The organism is Methylobacterium tardum, from assembly GCF_023546765.1.
Classification (GTDB): domain Bacteria; phylum Pseudomonadota; class Alphaproteobacteria; order Rhizobiales; family Beijerinckiaceae; genus Methylobacterium; species Methylobacterium tardum.
The window spans coordinates 4,765,431-4,783,133 of record NZ_CP097484.1; the positions used below are offsets into that span (position 1 = coordinate 4,765,431).

Annotated in this window: 15 protein-coding genes, 1 tRNA gene and 2 pseudogenes; 12 read left to right on the plus strand and 6 right to left on the minus strand. The window is 69.6% G+C overall.

Features of this window, described 5'->3' with window-relative positions:
• Positions 1-236 precede the first annotated feature (236 nt).
• From cpaB to M6G65_RS22865, 7 genes are all read left to right on the plus strand, one after another.
• Positions 237-1,052: a Flp pilus assembly protein CpaB gene (gene cpaB, locus M6G65_RS22835; protein ID WP_192710117.1), complete on the plus strand. Its 816-nt coding sequence runs from the start codon at positions 237-239 to the stop codon at positions 1,050-1,052.
• A 14-nt stretch (positions 1,053-1,066) separates the two neighbouring features.
• On the plus strand, positions 1,067-2,629 hold the full coding sequence (locus M6G65_RS22840) for a type II and III secretion system protein family protein (protein ID WP_238197716.1): 1,563 nt from the start codon (positions 1,067-1,069) through the stop codon (positions 2,627-2,629).
• 54 nt (positions 2,630-2,683) lie between these two features.
• Positions 2,684-3,430 carry a CpaD family pilus assembly protein gene (locus tag M6G65_RS22845; protein ID WP_238197613.1) on the plus strand — a complete coding sequence of 249 codons (747 nt, stop codon included), beginning with the start codon at positions 2,684-2,686 and terminating at the stop codon, positions 3,428-3,430.
• A 69-nt stretch (positions 3,431-3,499) separates the two neighbouring features.
• A complete protein-coding gene (locus tag M6G65_RS22850; RefSeq protein WP_238197614.1) occupies positions 3,500-4,774 on the plus strand; it encodes a CpaE/TadZ family protein in 1,275 nt (424 codons plus the stop codon).
• A gap of 51 nt (positions 4,775-4,825) precedes the next feature.
• Complete coding sequence (locus tag M6G65_RS22855; RefSeq protein WP_250102922.1) at positions 4,826-6,268, plus strand: TadA family conjugal transfer-associated ATPase; 1,443 nt, start codon at positions 4,826-4,828, stop codon at positions 6,266-6,268.
• Between the two features lie 4 nt (positions 6,269-6,272).
• A complete protein-coding gene (locus tag M6G65_RS22860) occupies positions 6,273-7,271 on the plus strand; it encodes a type II secretion system F family protein (protein WP_238197616.1) in 999 nt (332 codons plus the stop codon).
• Positions 7,272-7,304: 33 nt separating this feature from the next.
• A complete protein-coding gene (locus M6G65_RS22865; RefSeq protein ID WP_238197617.1) occupies positions 7,305-8,282 on the plus strand; it encodes a type II secretion system F family protein in 978 nt (325 codons plus the stop codon).
• A 16-nt stretch (positions 8,283-8,298) separates the two neighbouring features.
• On the opposite strand, the gene M6G65_RS22870 is transcribed toward M6G65_RS22865, so the two are convergent.
• Positions 8,299-8,532: a GcrA family cell cycle regulator gene (locus M6G65_RS22870; RefSeq protein WP_192710123.1), complete on the minus strand. Its 234-nt coding sequence runs from the start codon at positions 8,530-8,532 to the stop codon at positions 8,299-8,301.
• A gap of 397 nt (positions 8,533-8,929) precedes the next feature.
• Here M6G65_RS22870 and sseA point away from each other — a divergent pair, with 397 nt between their 5' ends.
• Both sseA and M6G65_RS22880 read left to right on the plus strand, forming a co-directional pair.
• A complete protein-coding gene (gene sseA, locus M6G65_RS22875) occupies positions 8,930-9,775 on the plus strand; it encodes a 3-mercaptopyruvate sulfurtransferase (protein ID WP_238197618.1) in 846 nt (281 codons plus the stop codon).
• A gap of 140 nt (positions 9,776-9,915) precedes the next feature.
• Positions 9,916-10,404 (plus strand): hypothetical protein, encoded by a 489-nt coding sequence (locus tag M6G65_RS22880; protein ID WP_238197619.1) that lies wholly within the window; start codon positions 9,916-9,918, stop codon positions 10,402-10,404.
• Between the two features lie 128 nt (positions 10,405-10,532).
• Here M6G65_RS22880 and M6G65_RS22885 read toward each other — a convergent pair whose 3' ends face one another.
• The 4 genes and pseudogenes from M6G65_RS22885 to M6G65_RS22900 all read right to left on the minus strand — a co-directional run bounded on the left by M6G65_RS22885 (position 10,533) and on the right by M6G65_RS22900 (position 13,753).
• Positions 10,533-11,357 (minus strand): FTR1 family iron permease, encoded by an 825-nt coding sequence (locus tag M6G65_RS22885; protein ID WP_238197620.1) that lies wholly within the window; start codon positions 11,355-11,357, stop codon positions 10,533-10,535.
• A 44-nt stretch (positions 11,358-11,401) separates the two neighbouring features.
• A pseudogene (locus M6G65_RS22890) lies at positions 11,402-12,833 on the minus strand (4Fe-4S binding protein).
• A complete protein-coding gene (locus M6G65_RS22895; RefSeq protein ID WP_238197622.1) occupies positions 12,830-13,174 on the minus strand; it encodes a cupredoxin domain-containing protein in 345 nt (114 codons plus the stop codon). Before M6G65_RS22895 ends, M6G65_RS22890 begins: the two are co-directional and overlap by 4 nt.
• A 16-nt stretch (positions 13,175-13,190) precedes the next feature.
• Positions 13,191-13,753 (minus strand): annotated as a pseudogene (locus tag M6G65_RS22900) (iron transporter).
• Between the two features lie 349 nt (positions 13,754-14,102).
• Between M6G65_RS22900 and M6G65_RS22905 the strand changes: the two are divergent.
• Positions 14,103-16,226 (plus strand): carbohydrate porin, encoded by a 2,124-nt coding sequence (locus tag M6G65_RS22905; RefSeq protein ID WP_250102923.1) that lies wholly within the window; start codon positions 14,103-14,105, stop codon positions 16,224-16,226.
• Positions 16,227-16,237: 11 nt separating this feature from the next.
• Here M6G65_RS22905 and lipB read toward each other — a convergent pair whose 3' ends face one another.
• The gene (lipB, locus tag M6G65_RS22910; RefSeq protein ID WP_238197625.1) at positions 16,238-16,969 is read right to left on the minus strand and encodes a lipoyl(octanoyl) transferase LipB; all 732 of its coding nucleotides are present in this window, start codon (positions 16,967-16,969) and stop codon (positions 16,238-16,240) included.
• Positions 16,970-17,057: 88 nt separating this feature from the next.
• On the opposite strand from lipB, the gene M6G65_RS22915 reads away from it, so the two are divergent.
• Both M6G65_RS22915 and M6G65_RS22920 read left to right on the plus strand, forming a co-directional pair.
• On the plus strand, positions 17,058-17,363 hold the full coding sequence (locus tag M6G65_RS22915) for a FliM/FliN family flagellar motor switch protein (protein WP_192710131.1): 306 nt from the start codon (positions 17,058-17,060) through the stop codon (positions 17,361-17,363).
• Positions 17,364-17,484: 121 nt separating this feature from the next.
• Positions 17,485-17,569: transfer RNA gene (locus M6G65_RS22920), tRNA-Leu, on the plus strand.
• Positions 17,570-17,703: the final 134 nt, after the last annotated feature.

A 17,703-nucleotide genomic window follows, 5' to 3' on the forward strand; every position in this document is an offset into this window, starting at 1 on the left:
TCCGCTTCTGAGGCGGTTGCGGCGGAAGAATAGGTCACGAACGCGTGACGCGCCACGGCCACGCTCGGCCGGATGCTGAAGGATCGTGCGGATTGTGATGCAGGCTCGGGAGGCGCCCCTTTTCCGGACCGGCCGCAAGTCGCGAAGTTATAATAGCTTAACCATGTTTACACGATTCCCCGCGCAGGTTCCGGTCATGGGCGGCAATTCGGCCGTCTCCGGCGCGTGGTCATGCGATGAAACCAGCCCGTTTGGCCGTCCTCGGCATCGCCCTCGCGGCGGGCGGTGGTGCGGCCTTCCTGATGAGCGGCGGCGATCCGCCTCCGCCGCCCCCGCCGGCGCCGAAGGCCGAGGCGCCGCCGGCGCCGATGACCGACGTCCTCGTGGCCGCCGCCGACATGCCTATGGGTCAGGTGCTGCGGGCCGCCGACCTGCGCTGGCAGGCCTGGCCGGACGGCGCCGTGACCGTCGGCTATCTCACGCGCACGAACAATCCGAAGGCCCTGGATGAAACCGTAGGGGCTTCCGTCCGCTCGGGATTCCTCGCCGGCGAGCCGATTCGTGCGCAGAAGCTGGTGCGCCCGGAGAGCGGCTTCATGGCCGCCATCCTGCCGTCCGGGATGCGGGCGGTCGCCATCGTCACCGACAGCCGCGGGACCAACTCGGCCGGCGGCTTCATCCTGCCCAACGACCGGGTCGACGTGATCCGGACCTTCCGTGACGAGACGAACGCCCGGGGCAACAACAGCGACGCGCAGCTGTCCCAGACGCTCCTGACCGACATCCGTGTCCTGGCGATCGGTCAGCTGATCCAAGAGAAGAACGGCACCAACGTCGTGACCGGCGAGACCGCGACCCTCGCGGTCACGCCCGCGCAGGCCGAAACCCTGGCGCTCGCTCAGAAGGTGGGCGCCCTGTCGCTGTCGCTGCGCAGCCTCGCCGATGCGGGCCGGGTGTCCGACGCCTCGCTGGCCGACGCGCCCCCGTCGCAGACGCCCGAACCCGCCCTGACCGTGGTGCGCTTCGGCGTCGCGCGGCAGCAAACGCCGTGACCGCCGTGAGCGCCATGTATCCCCCGCTGCCCCGTCCCCGCCCGGCCCGCCCTGCGGCCTGCGTCCTCGCCCTCATCGCCGCGCTGAACGGGCCGGCCGCCGCGCTGGATCGCCCGGCCCTCGGTCCCGCGCCGGTGCTCACGGTCGGCTCCGCGGAGGCTGCCTCGACCCGCCGGGTCGAGCTGACCGCCGGCCGCTCCGTGATCATCGACCTGCCGCGGGACGCCAAGGAGGTCTTCGTTGCCAACCCGGCGGTGGCCAACGCCGTCGTCCGCTCGACCCGCAAGGTGTTCGTGATCGGCATGGCCGACGGCGCCACCTCGATCTTCATGATGGATGCCGAGGGGCGCCAGATCGCCGCCCTCGACGTGACGGTGGCCCGGGACCTCAACCTCGGGACCCTGCGCGAACTGCTCAACCAGAGCATCCCGGGCGGGCGCTTCGACGTGCGCTCCTCGGGCGCCTCGGTGCTCCTGTCGGGCTCCGTCAATTCCTCCGCGGATGCCCAGCAGGCGATCGACATCGCCAATGCCTTCGTGGGGCTCGGCAGCGCGGGCGCCGGCTCGGGGGCGCCGAGCGGCGGCGTCTCGGCGGGCGCACGGGGTGCGGTGATCAACAACCTCACCATCCGCAACAAGGATCAGGTGATGCTGCGCGTCACCGTCGTCGAGGTGTCGCGCAGCGTCCTGAAGCAGTTCGGCATCAACATGACCGGGAACTGGGCGGCGTTGAACCCGCTCAGCACGGCCATCGACTCGACGACCGGGCTCGCCACGTCGCAGGCCCTGGTCAACAGCCTTCCGTTCCCGATCACCGGGGGCAGCACGCCGGGGGCCAACCAGATCCAGGCCTCCGTCAAGGCCGGCGGCTTCTCGCTCCAGGCGACCCTGAAGGCCTTCGAGCAGGCCGGCGTCTCGCGGATCCTGGCCGAGCCGACACTGACCGCGATCTCCGGCGAGGCCGCGAAGTTCCTGGCCGGCGGAGAGTTCCCGGTGCCGAGTTCGGCCTCCTGCGCGATCGGCGGCCTCTGCACCCCCGGCATCACCTTCAAGCCCTACGGCGTCTCCCTATCGTTCACCCCGGTGGTGCTCGCCGACAACCGCATCTCCATCCGTGTGGCCACGGACGTCACCGAGATCGATTCACAACAAAGCTTCAACTTCACGGTCGGTGACTCGACCGTGGCGGTGCCGGGCACCAGGGTGCGCCGCTCCGAGACGACGGTCGAGCTGCCCTCGGGCGGCGTGATGATGACCGCCGGCCTGATTCAGCAGGTGAGCAAGCAGGCGATCTCCGGCCTGCCCGGCCTGATCAACCTGCCGGTCCTCGGCGCGCTGTTTCGCTCCCGCGACTACCAGCGCCAGGAGACCGAGCTGATGATCATGTGCACCCCCTACATCGCCCGGGCGATGGAGCCGAAGCAGGTCAGCCGGCCCGACGACAACTTCGTCGACGCCACCGACGGCCAGGCCGTGCTGCTCGGCCAGATCAACCGCCTCTACGGCACGGTCGGCCCATCCGCCGCGGCGCCGCTCGGGCGCACGTATCGCGGCCGCGTCGGCTTCATCGTCGAGTAAGGCTGGGGACCGCACGCCATGACCCGACCCACAACCGGACCCGCCACCCGACCCATGTCCGGACGCCCTTCGACCGCCCAGTCCCGCCGCGCCGCGAGCCTGCTCGCCGCCTGCGCGCTCGGGGCCCTCGCGGCCGCCTGCAAGAGCGATCCCGCGACCACCGGCGGGATCGACCTGTCGGATTACCGCGCACGCCACCCGATCGTCCTGGCCGACGGGACCCGCAGTCTCGACGTCTTCCCGACAGGGATCGGCCATCTCGATCCGCGCCAAGCCGCCGATGTCGACGCCTTCATGCTGGAATACCGCCGCTTCGGCCGCGGCGTCCTGCTGATGGAGGTGCCCCAGGGCGTTCCGCCGGCCCAGGCGGTCGCCATCGAGCGGACGGCCGCGGCGCTGAGCCGGTTCGGGGGCCAGAACGGCGTCGGCGCCCGCGCGATCACGGTGAGCGGCTACGCGGTGGCGGCGCCAAGCCTCGCCGCGCCGATCCGGCTGAGCTTCCAGCGCATGCAGGCCAAGGTGGCGGACCAGTGCGGGCTGTGGCCCCAGGATGTCGGGACCAGCAGCTTCGCGTTCGACTACAGCAACCGGCCAACCTGGAACCTGGGCTGCGCCATGCAGGCGAACGTAGCCGCGCAGGTCGCGGATCCGGTCGACCTAGTGCGCGGACGCCCCGAGGGCCGGATCGACTCAGTGAAGCGGGTGCGGGACATCGGCCAGTTGCGGGACGGCAAGGATCCGTCAACCGCATGGCGTCAGGATGGGCAGACCGCCGTCAAGTCTCAGGTCGGCGGCAACTGACGCCGACCGCGAAACCCACCGCGTCCCCTTCCGACACCGCGATCCGCACGCGAACCTGAGAGCGCCGTCATGGCAGACCTGTCCGAGACAACCGAGCGCACGATCGCCCCGGTGCCCCGGATCACCATCCAGGCGTTCTGCGAGACCAGCGAGACGGCCGCCATGATCGAGGGCGCGGCCCTCGACCGGCGGATGCAGAAGGCCCAGGTCAAGGTCCGGATGGGCGGTGGCGCCGCCGCGATCGAGGCGTATCGGCACGCCCCGACACCCAACGTCATCGTCATCGAGACGCAGGGCGTGCGCTCCAAGCCGGTCGAGTGCCTCGATGCCCTGGCCGAGGTCTGCGACGAGGGCACCCGCGTCCTCGTGATCGGCCACCTCAACGACGTCACGCTCTACCGGCAGCTGATCCAGCGCGGGGTGTCCGACTACCTGATGGCCCCAGTCGAGCCGCTGACCCTGATCGCGGCGATCTCGGACCTGTTCACGGCCCCGGGCGTCAAGCCGGTGGGCCGCACAGTGGCAGTCGTCGGCGTGAAGGGCGGCATCGGCGCCTCGACGGTGGCACATAATTTCGCGTGGTCGGTGGCCCGCAGCCAGGGTGTCCAGACGGTGATCGCCGATCTCGACATCGCCTTCGGGACGGCCTCGCTCAACTTCAACCAGGACCCGCCGCAGGGAATCGCCGAGGCGGTGTTCGCCCCGGAGCGCCTGGATTCGGCGCTGGTCGAGCGGCTGCTGTCCAAGTGCAGCGACAACCTGAGCCTGCTCTCGGCCCCCGCGAGCCTCGACCGGACCATCGACCTGTCCGAGCCGGCGTTCGATGCCCTGATCGAGTACATGCGGGCGAGCGTGCCCTGCGTGGTCCTCGACGTGCCGCACCAGTGGAGCGCGTGGTCGCGGCGCGTCCTCACGGCGGCCGACGAGATCCTGATCGTGGCCGGTCCCGACCTCGCCTGCCTGCGCAACACCAAGAATCTGCTCGGCGCGCTGAAGCACGGCCGCCCGAACGACCAGGCGCCGCGCATCGTGCTCAACGGCGTTGGCGTGCCGAAGCGTCCGGAGATCGGGGCCGCCGAGTTCGCCAAGGCCCTGGAGGCCCCCGTCGCGCTGACGATCCCGTTCGAGCCGGCCCTGTTCGGGACCGCCGCCAACAACGGCCAGATGATCGCCGAGATTCAGGCCGGCTCGAAGGTGGCCGAGCTGTTCAACGACCTCGCGGCCATGACCCTCGGCCGCCCGGAGAACCGGCGCGGGCGTTCGAGCCTTCTCGAGCCGCTGCTCGCCAAGTTCGCCAGCGCCAAGTTCGCCAGCGCCGTGCTGCCCGGCCGCAAGGCTTCGTGATGCGGCCGCTCCCCCGACAGGTCCCTCAGGACAGCGCCGAGGCTCTGGCCCATGTTCGGTAGGCGACAGACGGGCGGCGCGCCGGCAGCGGCCCCGCCGATCCCGCAGGCGCGGACCGCGGCGCCGGCCATGGCCGTTCCGCGCGAGGCCGCGGCACCGGTCAAGCCGGCGGCGCCGACGAACCCGGTGGTCGCCGAGAACGCTCGGTCCGAGGATTACTACCGCACCAAGAGCCTGATCTTCGGCGCCCTGATCGAGGCGATCGACCTGACGCAGCTCTCGCGCCTCGACGCCGAGACCGCGCGGGAGGAGATCCGCGACATCGTCACGGAGATCATCGGGCTCAAGAACATCGTCCTGTCGATCGCCGAGCAGGAGGAACTGCTCGGCGACATCTGCAACGACGTGCTCGGCTACGGCCCGCTGGAGCCGCTGCTCGCCCGCGACGACATCGCCGACATCATGGTCAACGGCGCCAACCGGACCTTCATCGAAGTCAACGGCAAGATCCAGCTGACCAGCGTCCGGTTCCGCGACAACCAGCAGCTGATGAACATCTGCCAGCGGATCGTCAGCGAGGTCGGCCGCCGGGTCGGCGACGCCTCGCCGATCTGCGACGCCCGCCTGCCGGACGGGTCCCGCGTCAATGTCATCGCGCCGCCGCTCGCCATCGACGGCCCGGCGCTCACCATCCGTAAGTTCAAGAAGGACAAGCTCACCCTGGAGCAGCTCGTCCGCTTCGGGGCGATCTCGCCCGAGGGCGCCGAGGTCCTGAAGATCATCGGCCAGTCGCGCTGCAACGTGGTGATCTCGGGCGGCACCGGCTCGGGCAAGACCACGCTGCTCAATTGCCTGACCGCCTTCATCGAGCACGACGAGCGGGTGATCACCTGTGAGGACGCGGCCGAGCTCCAGCTCCAGCAGCCCCATGTCGTGCGCCTGGAGACGCGGCCGCCCAACATGGAGGGCCAGGGCGAGGTCACCATGCGCGACCTCGTCAAGAACTGCCTGCGCATGCGCCCCGAGCGGATCATCGTCGGCGAGGTGCGCGGACCGGAGGCCTTCGACCTGCTCCAGGCGATGAACACCGGCCACGACGGCTCGATGGGCACGCTCCACGCCAACAGCCCGCGCGAGTGCCTGTCGCGTATCGAGTCGATGATCTCGATGGGCGGGTTCAGCCTGCCGTCCCGGACCCTACGCGAGATGATCTGCGGCTCGATCGACGTGGTAATCCAGGCCACGCGCCTGCGCGACGGCTCCCGGCGCATCACCCACATCACCGAGGTTCTCGGCATGGAGGGCGACGTCATCACCACGCAGGACGTGTTCCTCTACGACATCGTCGGTGAGGACGCGAACGGCAAGCTGGTCGGGCGTCACCGGTCCACCGGCATCGGCCGGCCGAAATTCTGGGAGCGGGCCCGCTACTACGGCCTGGAACGCCGGCTCGGCGAGGCGCTCGACGCCGCCGAGGTCGTCGATCGGAACTGAGCACATGCCCGATCTGTCCATCGCCGCTGCGGGCGGGTCCAACCTGCCGATCGCCGCCGGCCTGATCGGCATCGCCGTGGCGGCGGTGGCCTACGTGGCGATCCTGCCCCTGTTCGGCGACGAGCGCCGGGCGAGCAAGCGCCTGAAGTCGATCGGCGTCTCCGCCTCCGGAGCCGCGATCCGGGGGGTCACGGTCAACCGCCGCGAGCAGGTGGCCAAGACGCTGAGCGAGATCGAGGCGAAGGCCAAGGGCGCCTCGAAGGCCACTTTGGAACTGAAGCTCGCCCGCGCCGGCCTCGCCTGGACCAAGCAGACCTTCTACATGATCTCGGCCGGCAGCGCGGGGTTCCTCGGGTTCCTGCTCTACATCATCACCGACAGCCCGATCGCCGCGGCCGGGGCCGCCTTCGCGGGGGGCTTCGGATTGCCAGCCTTCCTGCTGCGCCACATGCGGCTCAAGCGCATCGCGCGGTTCAACAAGGAATTGCCCAACGCCGTCGACGTGGTCGTGCGCGGCATCCGCACCGGCATCCCGGTCGGCGACTGCTTCCGCATGGTCTCGCGCGAGGCCGAGGAACCGGTCCGCAGCGAGTTCAGGACCGTCGTGGAGACCCAGGCGCTCGGTCTGTCGCTCGGCGACGCGGTCACCCGCCTGGTCGAGCGCGTGCCCACGGCCGAGGTGAACTTCTTCGCGATCGTGATCAACATCCAGCAGCAATCCGGCGGCAACCTGTCGGAGGCGCTGAACAACCTCTCCACGGTGCTGCGCGACCGCGCCAAGATGCGCGGCAAGATCCAGGCGATGAGCATGGAGGCCAAGGCCTCCGCCTCGATCATCGCCTGCCTGCCCTTCGGCGTCGCGGGCATCACGTCCCTGACGAGCCCGGACTACATCTCGCTGCTCTGGACGACCGATACCGGCAAGATCGCCCTGGTGGCCGCGGCCATCTGGATGTCGATCGGCATCTTCACGATCAAGAAGATGATTGCCTTCGAGTTCTGAGGCGCTCGTGCTCCCGCTCCCGGATTTCGCTCCATGATCGACGCCATCGCGGAGAAGCTGTTCGATCCTCGCTTCATGGGCACGGTGCTGACCTCGGTCGCGGCCGCCGCGACCGCCTTCGCGGTGGCGCAGCCCTTCTTAGAGACCGACAAGCTCGCCAAGCGGATGAAGCTCGTCAGCGACGAGCGCGAGCAGATCCGGCGGCGCGAGCGGCTGATGGGCGACCGCACGCAGAACCGGGCCACGCTGCGCGTGGAGCCGAAAGCCTACATGAAGTCCATCGTCGAGCGGTACCAGCTCCACCGCTGGCTCGGCACCGACACGGCCAAGCGGAAGCTGATGCAGGCCGGCTACCGCGGCCAGGGGGCGGAGACGGCGTTCCTGTTCTTCCGGCTGGTGGTCCCGTGCGCCAGCGTGGTCGGCGCCCTGTTCTACCTGTTCGTCCTGGAGGCGATCGACACCTCCTACCTCGTCCGGTTCGGGCTGGTGATCGGGGCGGCCTACGGCGGCATCAAGGCGCCGGAGCTGTTCCTGGTCAACGCCGCCAAGAAGCGCCAGACCGAGATCCGGAAGGCCTGGCCCGACGCCCTCGACCTGACGCTGATCTGCGTCGAGTCCGGCATGGCGATCGAGCACGCGTTCCGGAAGGTGAGCACCGAGATCGCCGGCTCCTCGGTGGTGTTGGCCGAGGAATTGGCCCTGATGACGGCCGAGATGTCGTTCCTGCCGGACCGCCGGCAGGCCTACGAGAACCTGGTCATGCGCACCGGGCTCGACCCCGTGAAGGCCGTGGCGACCGCCCTGATCCAGGCCGAGCGCTACGGCACGCCGGTCGGCCAGGCGCTGCGGGTGCTGAGCCAGGAGAGCCGCGACCAGCGCATGACCGAAGCGGAGAAGAAGGCGGCCGGGCTGCCGCCCAAGCTCACGGTGCCGATGATCCTGTTCTTCCTGCCGGTGCTGTTCGTGGTCATCATCACGCCGGCCGTCATCCAGATCATGCGGACCCAGTGACGGACGGCGCCGCGCTTCAGCGGATACGGCCGGGGCGGGTCGGCTCGAATACGATCCGGCGGTGATAGGCACACCAGCTCTTGCCGTCGGCGACGGGCGCGCCGCAGCAGATCGCGCGGTCGTTCGGCTCGCCGATGATGTACTTGCACACGAAGGCGCCCGACTGCGCGAACGGCACGCGCAGGTCGGCGGACGGCTCCTTGACGGTCTCGGCATCGCCGATCTGGGACATGCGGACGAGTTGATTCATGGGATCGATCGGCTCAATAAGCATCCTGCGCGGTGGGTACGGGCGCCCCGGCAGTCAGGGAAGGTGGAACACCGTTCGCTCAGCCGTGCCCCGGCTCGCGTCCATCGGACCGGCCTGCGGGGCGATCGGCTCGATGCCGGCCGCGAGGACCGACGCGAACGGCGTCATCGTGCTGTCGTAACTGGGGTTTGGGCTTTTTAAAACAAGACCAGCCTGCATTGGCTGCATCGGACCACGGTGCAGGATGCGTAGCTCGTCATATCGCGGGCCGCTGAACTGCCATTCGTGGACCTGACGAAACCGCCTCACCGCCGCGGTTCGGCGAAGGCCCGGACGTGCAACCCGGTGCGACCTGTGATTTGGTGCGCGCTCTCGCGAACAGAGCCGGACCCGCCCCATGGCCCATGCGCCCCTCGTGTCCCCCGACTGGCTGCACGACCGTCTCGCCGCTCCCGATATCGTGGTCCTCGACGCCTCCTGGTACCTGCCGGCGGCCGGCCGTGACCCCGAGGCCGAGTTCCGCGCAGCGCATATCCCCGGCGCCCGGCGCTTCGACCTCGACGCGATGAGCGACACCGAGTCGAGCCTGCCGCACATGCTGCCCCGCCCCGAGATCTTCGCCGCGCGGATGCGCGCGCTCGGCGTCGGCGATGGCCAGCAGATCGTCATCTATGACGGCCAGGGCCTGTTCTCGGCCCCGCGGGTCTGGTGGATGCTGAAGACCTTCGGGGTGCGCGACGCCCTGGTGCTGGATGGCGGCCTCCCCGCCTGGATCGCCGCGGGCTACCCCACCGAGGACGGCGAGCCGCGCCAGGCCGAGCGCCGGCACTTCACCGCCCGCCTCGATCACGGCGCGGTGGCGGACGCGACCGACGTCGCCCGCGCCCTGGAGACCGGCTCGGCCCAGGTGGTGGATGCCCGCTCAGGCACACGCTTCCGTGGCGAGGAGCCGGAGCCGCGGCCCGGCGTCCGGCCCGGACACATGCCCGGCGCCTGCAACCTGCACTACGCGGCGCTCCAGCGCGACGGCCGCATGAAGAGCCCGGAGGAACTGGCGGCGGTCTTCGCCGAGAACGGCGTCGACCCGAGCCGGCCGATCGTGACCACCTGCGGCTCTGGCGTGACCGCGGCGATCATCGCTCTGGCCATGGAAACCATGGGCCGCCCGGCCCGGAGCCTCTATGACGGCTCCTGGTCGGAATGGGGCGCCGATCCGACCCGGCCGGTGGCGACGGGCGCCTGAGCTTCGGCCCAGGCGCCGAAATCCGGACGCTCGGATCCCGCAGCCACAGGATTGCGGGTATGCCGACGGCGTCTTGAACGCTCCGTATCAATTCCGATATATCGGAAGCGTCTGCGGTTGGGCGCTCTACGGAGAAAATCATGCCGCTTCACGACACCACCGCCCTCTCGGGCACCATCCGGCACGTCTTCGCCCATCGCTTCACCATCGAGGCGGATGGCCAGACGCATCTGGCCGACCTCGGCCCCAAAGGTGCGGACGCGTTCGCGCTCGCCAGCGGTCTGCACGTGACCCTCCAGGGCGAGCGTCGCCCCTCGGAGATCAAGGTCACGCGGATTTCGGCGGCCGGCCGGGATCCGGTGGAGATCCAACACAAGAAGCCCCATCACGCGCCCGGACCCAAGCGGGCGGACACGCGGTCCGACGGGCCAGCCGATCCCGCGCATGCCCTGGCGGCGGCCGCCGCGGCCGGTTGGACGGTGGTGGAGGCGCCGCGCCACAAGCCGAGGCACTTCGAGCTCCTGGCGCGCCGGGGCGAGGCGGCGGCAACGGAGCTGCACGTCGACTTCTGCGGGACGATCTACAAGGAGAAGCCGGCCGCACCGGCGAAATGGGCCACGCTGGCCTGAGGGCCGCTGCCGGAGACTGCCTTGGCACCGCGCTCCACGGTATGGGTCAGCGGTGCGGCGGGACCGGTCAGGGAATTCCTTGAGACATGGACCCGGGCCGCGTGTCGGCGGCCCGGGATCCCCGCGCCCTAGGCCGTCCGCACGGCGCGGCGCTTGTCGGCGGCGCTCCACTGCATCAGGCCGACCATGACCACGATCGTGGCGACGTAGACGAGCCCCTGCAGGGCGGTCGGCCGGTCGGTGTAGCCCACGAGGGCGTGCAGGACGCGGCCCGGCCAGGAATTTTCGGCGATCAGCCCGGAGCTGTTCCACAGGGTGTGGCCGAGGACGTCGACCACGCCCGCGTTGGACAGGAACTGGGCGGCCTGCGCGGCGAGCCCGGCAGCCAGGAAGATGATCAGCACGCTCGTCACCGAGAACACGTAGCGGCTCGGGATCGAGGCGAGGCCGAGATAGGTCACCGCCGAGAGGAGCACGCCCGCCCCGATGCCCGCGACGGCGCCGAACTGGATGTCGGCCCCGGAGGTGCCGGATGCCACAAGGCCGTACAGGAACAGGACCAGCTCGGCGCCCTCGCGCAGGATCGCGGCGCCGATCACGATGGAGAGGGCGGCGGCCTCGCGCTCGCCCGAGCGCACCGCTTCGCCGGCCGCGCGCAGCTCGCCCGCCAGTTCCTTGCCGTTCTTGCTCATCCAGGTGTTGTGCCAGATCAGCAGCAGCACCGCGACGATCAGCACCGCGGCATTGAGGATGTCCTGACCGTTGCCCTCGAACGCGTCGGAGATCTTCTCGGCGAACAGGGCGACGAGGCCGGCGCCCGCGAGCCCGCCGGCGACCCCGAGCAGCACCCAGCGCATCCGTCCGGGAATGCCCCGGGTGGCCGCCAGCACGATCGAGATGATGAGGCCCGCCTCGATGACTTCGCGGAAGGCGATGACGAAGGCGCCGATCATGGCGGTCTCCAGGGGTTAGAGGATTAGGGGGTGCGCCGGCCGCGCTACCAGACCCAGAACAGCAGCACCCAGTTCGCCACCGACAGCGCGGCCGCACCGGCGATGCAGGCCGAGGCCGCGATCCGGCGGAACCCGCCGGCGCTGAGGCCGGCTACCCGCCGGCGAGCCAGACGCTCCAGAGGCTCGCACCGGCGAGCAGGCCGGCACGGATCTCCGCCACGTACGGGATCACGATGCCGTCGCCGCGCAGGAACGTGACGGTGAGCGCCGAGAGCCCCAGGAAGACGCCGCAGCCCGCGACCGGGATCAGCGTCTGGGTCAGGTGGTGGAAGCGCCGGAGCGACCAGCCGCCGAGGAGACGCGTGGCGAGCGCCACGATCGCAGACAGGGCGAGCCCGAGAATTACCGTCGCTGCGCCGATATAGGCCAGGAGCAGCGCGCCATCGAGCAGGGTCATCACGTCGTTGCGGTCGGGATAGTTCGTGAGCACGAACCAGGGCGCGGAATGCTCCAGAGGCCACGTCGTCCCGTGCTCGATCAGCCACGTGGCCGCCCATTGCTTGGCATCGACGTACCAGGGGCTCGATGACCACTGGAACGCGCCCACCGCCAGCGCCAGCATGCCGAACAGGATCAGTATCGTCTGGTCGAGGCTTGGCTCCTCGCCGGCCACGTGGACGATCTCGTGGTTCGGCGAGCGCAGGGCGAGGTGCACCGCGCCGCGATGATTGCTGCAGCGGCCGCACATGTGGCAGGCACCGGCCCCGCGCATCGCCTTGACCGGCACGAGCGGCGCACAGTTGAAGGCTTCCGTGCCCCGGGCGGGCTTGGGCGAGGCCGCCCAGGCGGCGCGGTCGACCTGGAAGCTCACCGGGGCGAGCTTCGACAGCACCGCGAACACGCCGTTCACCGGGCAGAGATAGCGGCACCAGACCCGCTTGTTGCGCCCGTAGAGCAGGCCGACCGCGATCGCCGCGAGGGTCGAGCCGCCGAGCACCGCGAGGACCGGCTTCGGATAGCCGTACACGCTGGTCATCTGCCCGTAGACCGTGGTGCCGGCGAACGCCAGGAACGGCCAGCCCTGCCAGGTGATCCAGCGCGGCACCGCGTAGCCGCGGCTCCAGCGGCTCGCGAACTCGCTCAGCGCCCCCTCGGGGCAGAGCACGCCGCACCACGCCCGGCCGACCAGCACCATGCTCACCAGCACGAAGGGCCACCAGATCCCCCAGAAGGCGAACTGCGCGGCGAGCGTCAGGTTGGTCCAGATATGGGCGGCGTTGCCGGGCAGCGGCAGAAGCGCCGGGACGATCACCAGCACCGCGTAGACGCCGACGATCAGCCACTGGATGGCCCGGATGATCCAGCCGTGACGGCGCAGCCCGTCGCCGAACCGGGCGAGCCGCGCGTCGAGCACCGCCCGGCGCGACGAGACGCGGGGCAGCGTGAGCGAGCCGGCGCTGTCGTCGACGCGCTCATTTGGCCACCAGGGTCGCCTTCGCCTCCGGGTGGAAGTCGTCGAACACCTGGTAGGTCCCGGCGTCGAGGGTGCGGAACACGATCGCCGAGGTCGATCCCGCGGCCAGCGCCTTCTCGCGCTTGAGCTCCGTGCTCTCGAACTCCACCGGCGACTGGCCGGTGTTCGAGATCTCCAGCTTGAACCGCGTGTTGGCCGGCACCTCGATGACCGCCGGCAGGATCACCCCGTCGCGCATCTCGACCTTGATCACCGGCATGTCGTCCGCGCGCGCGGACGTCGCCGCGGCAGCGGCGAGCAGCAGGCCGGCGAATCGGACGTGACGGAACAGACGGGACGGCACAGACAACTCCGGATTCTCAGTAGGCGCCCTTCTTGCCGACACCGGCGAACGTGAAGTCCTGAGTCACGTCGAAGGACTCGAACCAGGGACCGACACCGGTCTCTTTGTCGACGTGACGCCCGAAATGGCTGTCCTTGCCGGGCGGCGCCACCGTGACCTTGAGACGGTAGCGGCCGGGGCCGAACAGCTTGACGTTGTCGCCGTAATGCGGCCCGTCATTGGCCACCATCGGCATCAGCATGCCGGAGACCTTCTGGTCCGTGGGCTTGTCGCCGTCGAGCTTCACCGCCTCGAAGCGCACCTCGAGCGCCGGCACCCAGTCGCCCTCGGCGAAGCCGTTGCGATTGTCCTTCGCGGCCCGGATATCCGTCTCGAGGTGGATGTCCGACTGCGCGGCCTCGCGCATCATGCCGGCGGATCCATCTCGATCGGCTGCAGATAGACCGCGGCGACCTCCAGGCCGTTCCGGGTCACGTGCGGTCCGATCGGGACCTCCTTGGCCACGGCGGCGCCCGTGACCGCGAGAAGGGAGGCCGCGGCGAATCCGCGGAGGGCCAGGACGACGTTCGAAGCGCGCATGCCCCCGCACATAAGCCCTCGCGCGCGAAGTTCAAACAGGAATTGCGCCGCATCAAATAATAACAATTCTAATCTGAAGACACTGCCACCGCGTTATGATGTATTCCCTGGTCTTTCGCCGGGATCATAGGAATTATCGGCGATCCTCACGAAGAAATTCGACGTTCCACAGCCGCCCGGATCTTGACCAAGAGACGAAACCGGGGATCGTCATCGCACCGCCATGCGGGGAGCCGAGAATGCATCCCGGCGCAGGAAAAACGCGAGCGGCCAGGGTGCGACCGCGGATCACGGCTTGCACGGGGCCGCACACCGATTTAGCAAGTGCTATATTCCTGCTGCGAATCCCATGACGATCCCTTCCGTGCCCTTGGCCAGCGCCGCAGCGCTCGCGCTGACCCTGTCCCTCCTCGCACGTGAGGCGGCAGCGGCGGACCTCGCCGCACCGCGCCCGCCCGCGGAGGCGGCCAGCTACGCCGATTGGTCGGGCGGTTATCTCGGTCTTGAGGGCAGCGCGGGCGGCTCCTACGGGGCCTACAACTTCGGCCCGACCACAATTGGCGGCCGTTCGATCCCGCCCTTCAAGAGTGGCGACTCCACCGGCCGCAGCGATCAGGGGCGGGATGCCACGACCGCGGTTGGTGGCGCCTTCGGCGGCTGGAACTGGCAGACCGGACCGTGGGTCTACGGCATCGAGGCCAGCCTCGATGTGGCGAACCTGAAGCGTCCCGTCCCCTCGACCATCGCGGGCTTCGGCTACGGGGACGTGGATCCGGCCTTCAACATCGTGCGCGCCAAGACCGATCTGTACGGAAGCCTGCGGGCGCGGATCGGCTACAGCTTCGACCGCTACCTGATCTACGGAAGCTTCGGGCTCACGGGCGCCAACGCCCGCATCCTGGCGAACTACCCGGATCTCGACACGGGCGGCCAGAGCACGGCCCGGCGAGACCTCGGCTATATCGGCTTCACCCTGGGCGCGGGCGTGCAATACGCCATCTCCGACACACTCGCCCTTGGGATCGACTACCGCTACATCGACCTCGGCGGCAGCCGGCGCTTCCCGCTGGGCACGGTGCCCGGCGACGCGGGCGGACCGGTGACGACCCGGGCGAGCTTCACCTCGAACCAGATGTTCGCGCGGCTGATGTGGTTCCCGGACGGGCTGAAGGTGCCGCCGGACCCCGACGAGACCGCGCCGCACGATCCCGACAACGGCGATACCGGCCGCTTCTCATTGCACGGGCAGACCACCCTGATCGCGCAAGGCGTGCCGGGCTTCCGCTCGCCCTACGCGGGCGCGCAGAGCCTCGTCCCGCATCAGGCCCGGCAGACGACCACGGCCACGATCTTCCTCGGGCTGAAGCTCACCGACAGCACCGAGGTCTACTACAACCCCGAATTCAGCCAGGGTTTCGGCCTGTCCCGGACGCTGGGCGTCGCCGGCTTCGTCAACGGTGAGGCGCAGAAGGCCGGCGCACCGTTCCCGAAGCTGCGCTCGAACCGCTACTACGTGAAGCAGACCTTCGGGCTCGGCGGCGAGACCGTGGAGGTGCCGGACGGGCCGAACCAGGTTGCGACGCGCTACGATGCCGAGCGGATCACGCTGATTGCCGGCAAGTTCGCGCTGGGCGACTTCTTCGACGGCAACATCTACGCGCACGACCCGCGGGTCGACTTCTTCAACTGGTCGCTCTGGGGCTCCTCGGCCTGGGACTTCCCGGCCAACCTCCCGGGCTTCACGCAAGGCGTCTACGCCGAGTACAACCGGCCGGAATTCGCGATCCGCGCCGCCTACACGCAGGTGCCCAAGGAGCCGTCGAGCGACGTGCTCGACCCGCGCGTGTTCCGGCGCGCCGGCCTGAACGCCGAGTTCGAGCAGCGCTACGTGCTCCCCTGGCTGGAGCAGCCGGGCAAGCTGCGCTTCGGGCTGTTCTCGAATGTCGGCGTCTCGGCCAACAACCGGCAGGTCGTCACCCTGACGCAGCTCGGCGCGTTCGGCGACATCAACGACGCGGTCGCGGCGACACGGCGCCCGCGCCGCAAGACCGGCGGCTACATCAACCTGGAGCAGGCCCTCACGCCGGAACTCGGCCTGTTCGCCCGGGCCAGCCTGAACGACGGGCGCACGGAGAACATCTCTTTCACCGACATCGACCAGAGCTTTTCCGGCGGCCTGTCGCTGAAGGGCAAGGCCTGGGACCGGCCGGACGACACGGTCGGGATCGGCGCGGCGATGAACGGGCTCTCGCCCTCGCACCGGGCCGCCTTCGCGGCGGGCTATTACGGGCTGCTGATCGGCGACGGCCGGCTGAACTACGGCACCGAGCGGGCGCTGGAGACCTACTACGCCCTGAACCTGACCAAGTTCGTGACCCTGACCTTCGACTACCAGTTCATCGACAATCCCGGCTACAACCGCGACCGCGGGCCGGCGCATTTCTTCGCCTCGCGGCTCCACGCGGATTTCTGATCGCGGTCCGGTCAGTCCGCCGCCTCGATCACCGTCGATCCGAAAATATCCTCGAAGGCGGCCCGGAGCTGCATATCGACCTCGGCCATGCTCACCGGCAGTCCGAGGTCTACCAGGCTCGTCACCCCGTGCTCCCGCACGCCGCAGGGCACGATCCCGTCGAAATGCGTGAGATCGGGCTCGACGTTCAGGCTGATGCCGTGGAAGCTGACCCAGCGGCGGACCCGGATGCCGATCGCCGCGATCTTGTCCTCGACGCCGGGGCCCTTCTCGGGGCGGCGCACCCAGACGCCGACCCGGTCCTCCCGACGCTCGGCGCGGACATTGAAGGCGGCCAGCGTCTCGATCAGCCACGCCTCCAGGCTCGCCACATAGGCGCGGAGGTCGCGGCTACGCCGGTCGAGGTCGAGCATCACGTAGGCGACCCGCTGACCCGGGCCGTGATAGGTGTACTGCCCGCCGCGCCCGGTGGCGTGAACCGGGAAACGGTCCGGCGCCACGAGGTCCTCGGACCGGGCCGAGGTGCCGGCCGTGTAGAGCGGCGGGTGCTCCAGCAGCCAGACGCATTCCGCCGCCGCGCCGCGGGCGATCGCCTCCGCCCGCGCCTCCATCCAGGCGAGCGCGGGCGCGTAGTCCACCGGCGCGTCGCTCACGCGCCAGCCGACCGGCCCGGCGACCGGATCGGAGCCGGGCCGCTTCGGGAAGGCGTGCGGACTGACCGTGAGGCGGGGCGCGTTTACCAAGGGTTCACCATCCTGCGTCGATGGTCGAAGCCTTCAACATTCGCGGCCGGCGCTGGCAAGGACCGGCCGCGAGACGGGATGGCGGGCGGTGGCGGTCTTCGAGACCCTCAAGGTCGATCTGACGGTGGTGCTGGGCCGCGCGCGCATGCCGCTGCACATGCTCCTGCGCATGGGCCGTGGCGCCGTGATCGAGTTGGAGGCCAGCGACAGCGACATGGTCGAGATCCTGGCCAACGACCACCCGATCGCCCGCGGCCAGATCGTGGTGACCGGCGACCGGATCTCCGTCGAGGTGACGGAACTGATCCGCAAGGCAGCCTCGATCGTGGAGCCCGGCATCAGCATCGGCGACGGCGCGACCCCTTTCCTGGACGGCGGCTACGATTCCCCGTGAGCGGAGCGCTTGTCGGCGGCGGATCGATCTGTTATCCGCTGCGCCGCGCGACACGAAAGCGGCCCCGGGTTCTCCCGCGGGGCGCGACGGTCGGGCAAGCGGACCGGTCTTTGCGTCCGATGCGGCCATGGCGGAATTGGTAGACGCGCTAGCTTGAGGTGCTAGTCCCGCGAGGGGTGGAGGTTCGAGTCCTCTTGGCCGCACCAACCTTTTCTTGAACGTTCAGAAGAGGTCGGGGCGAAACGATGTGACGGATGCGCTCGGCTGCCGGGCAGCGGCCCCGTCCATGATCTCTCGAAATGCTGCGCCTGAGCGGCCGAACCGCGATGATGAAGGCGCG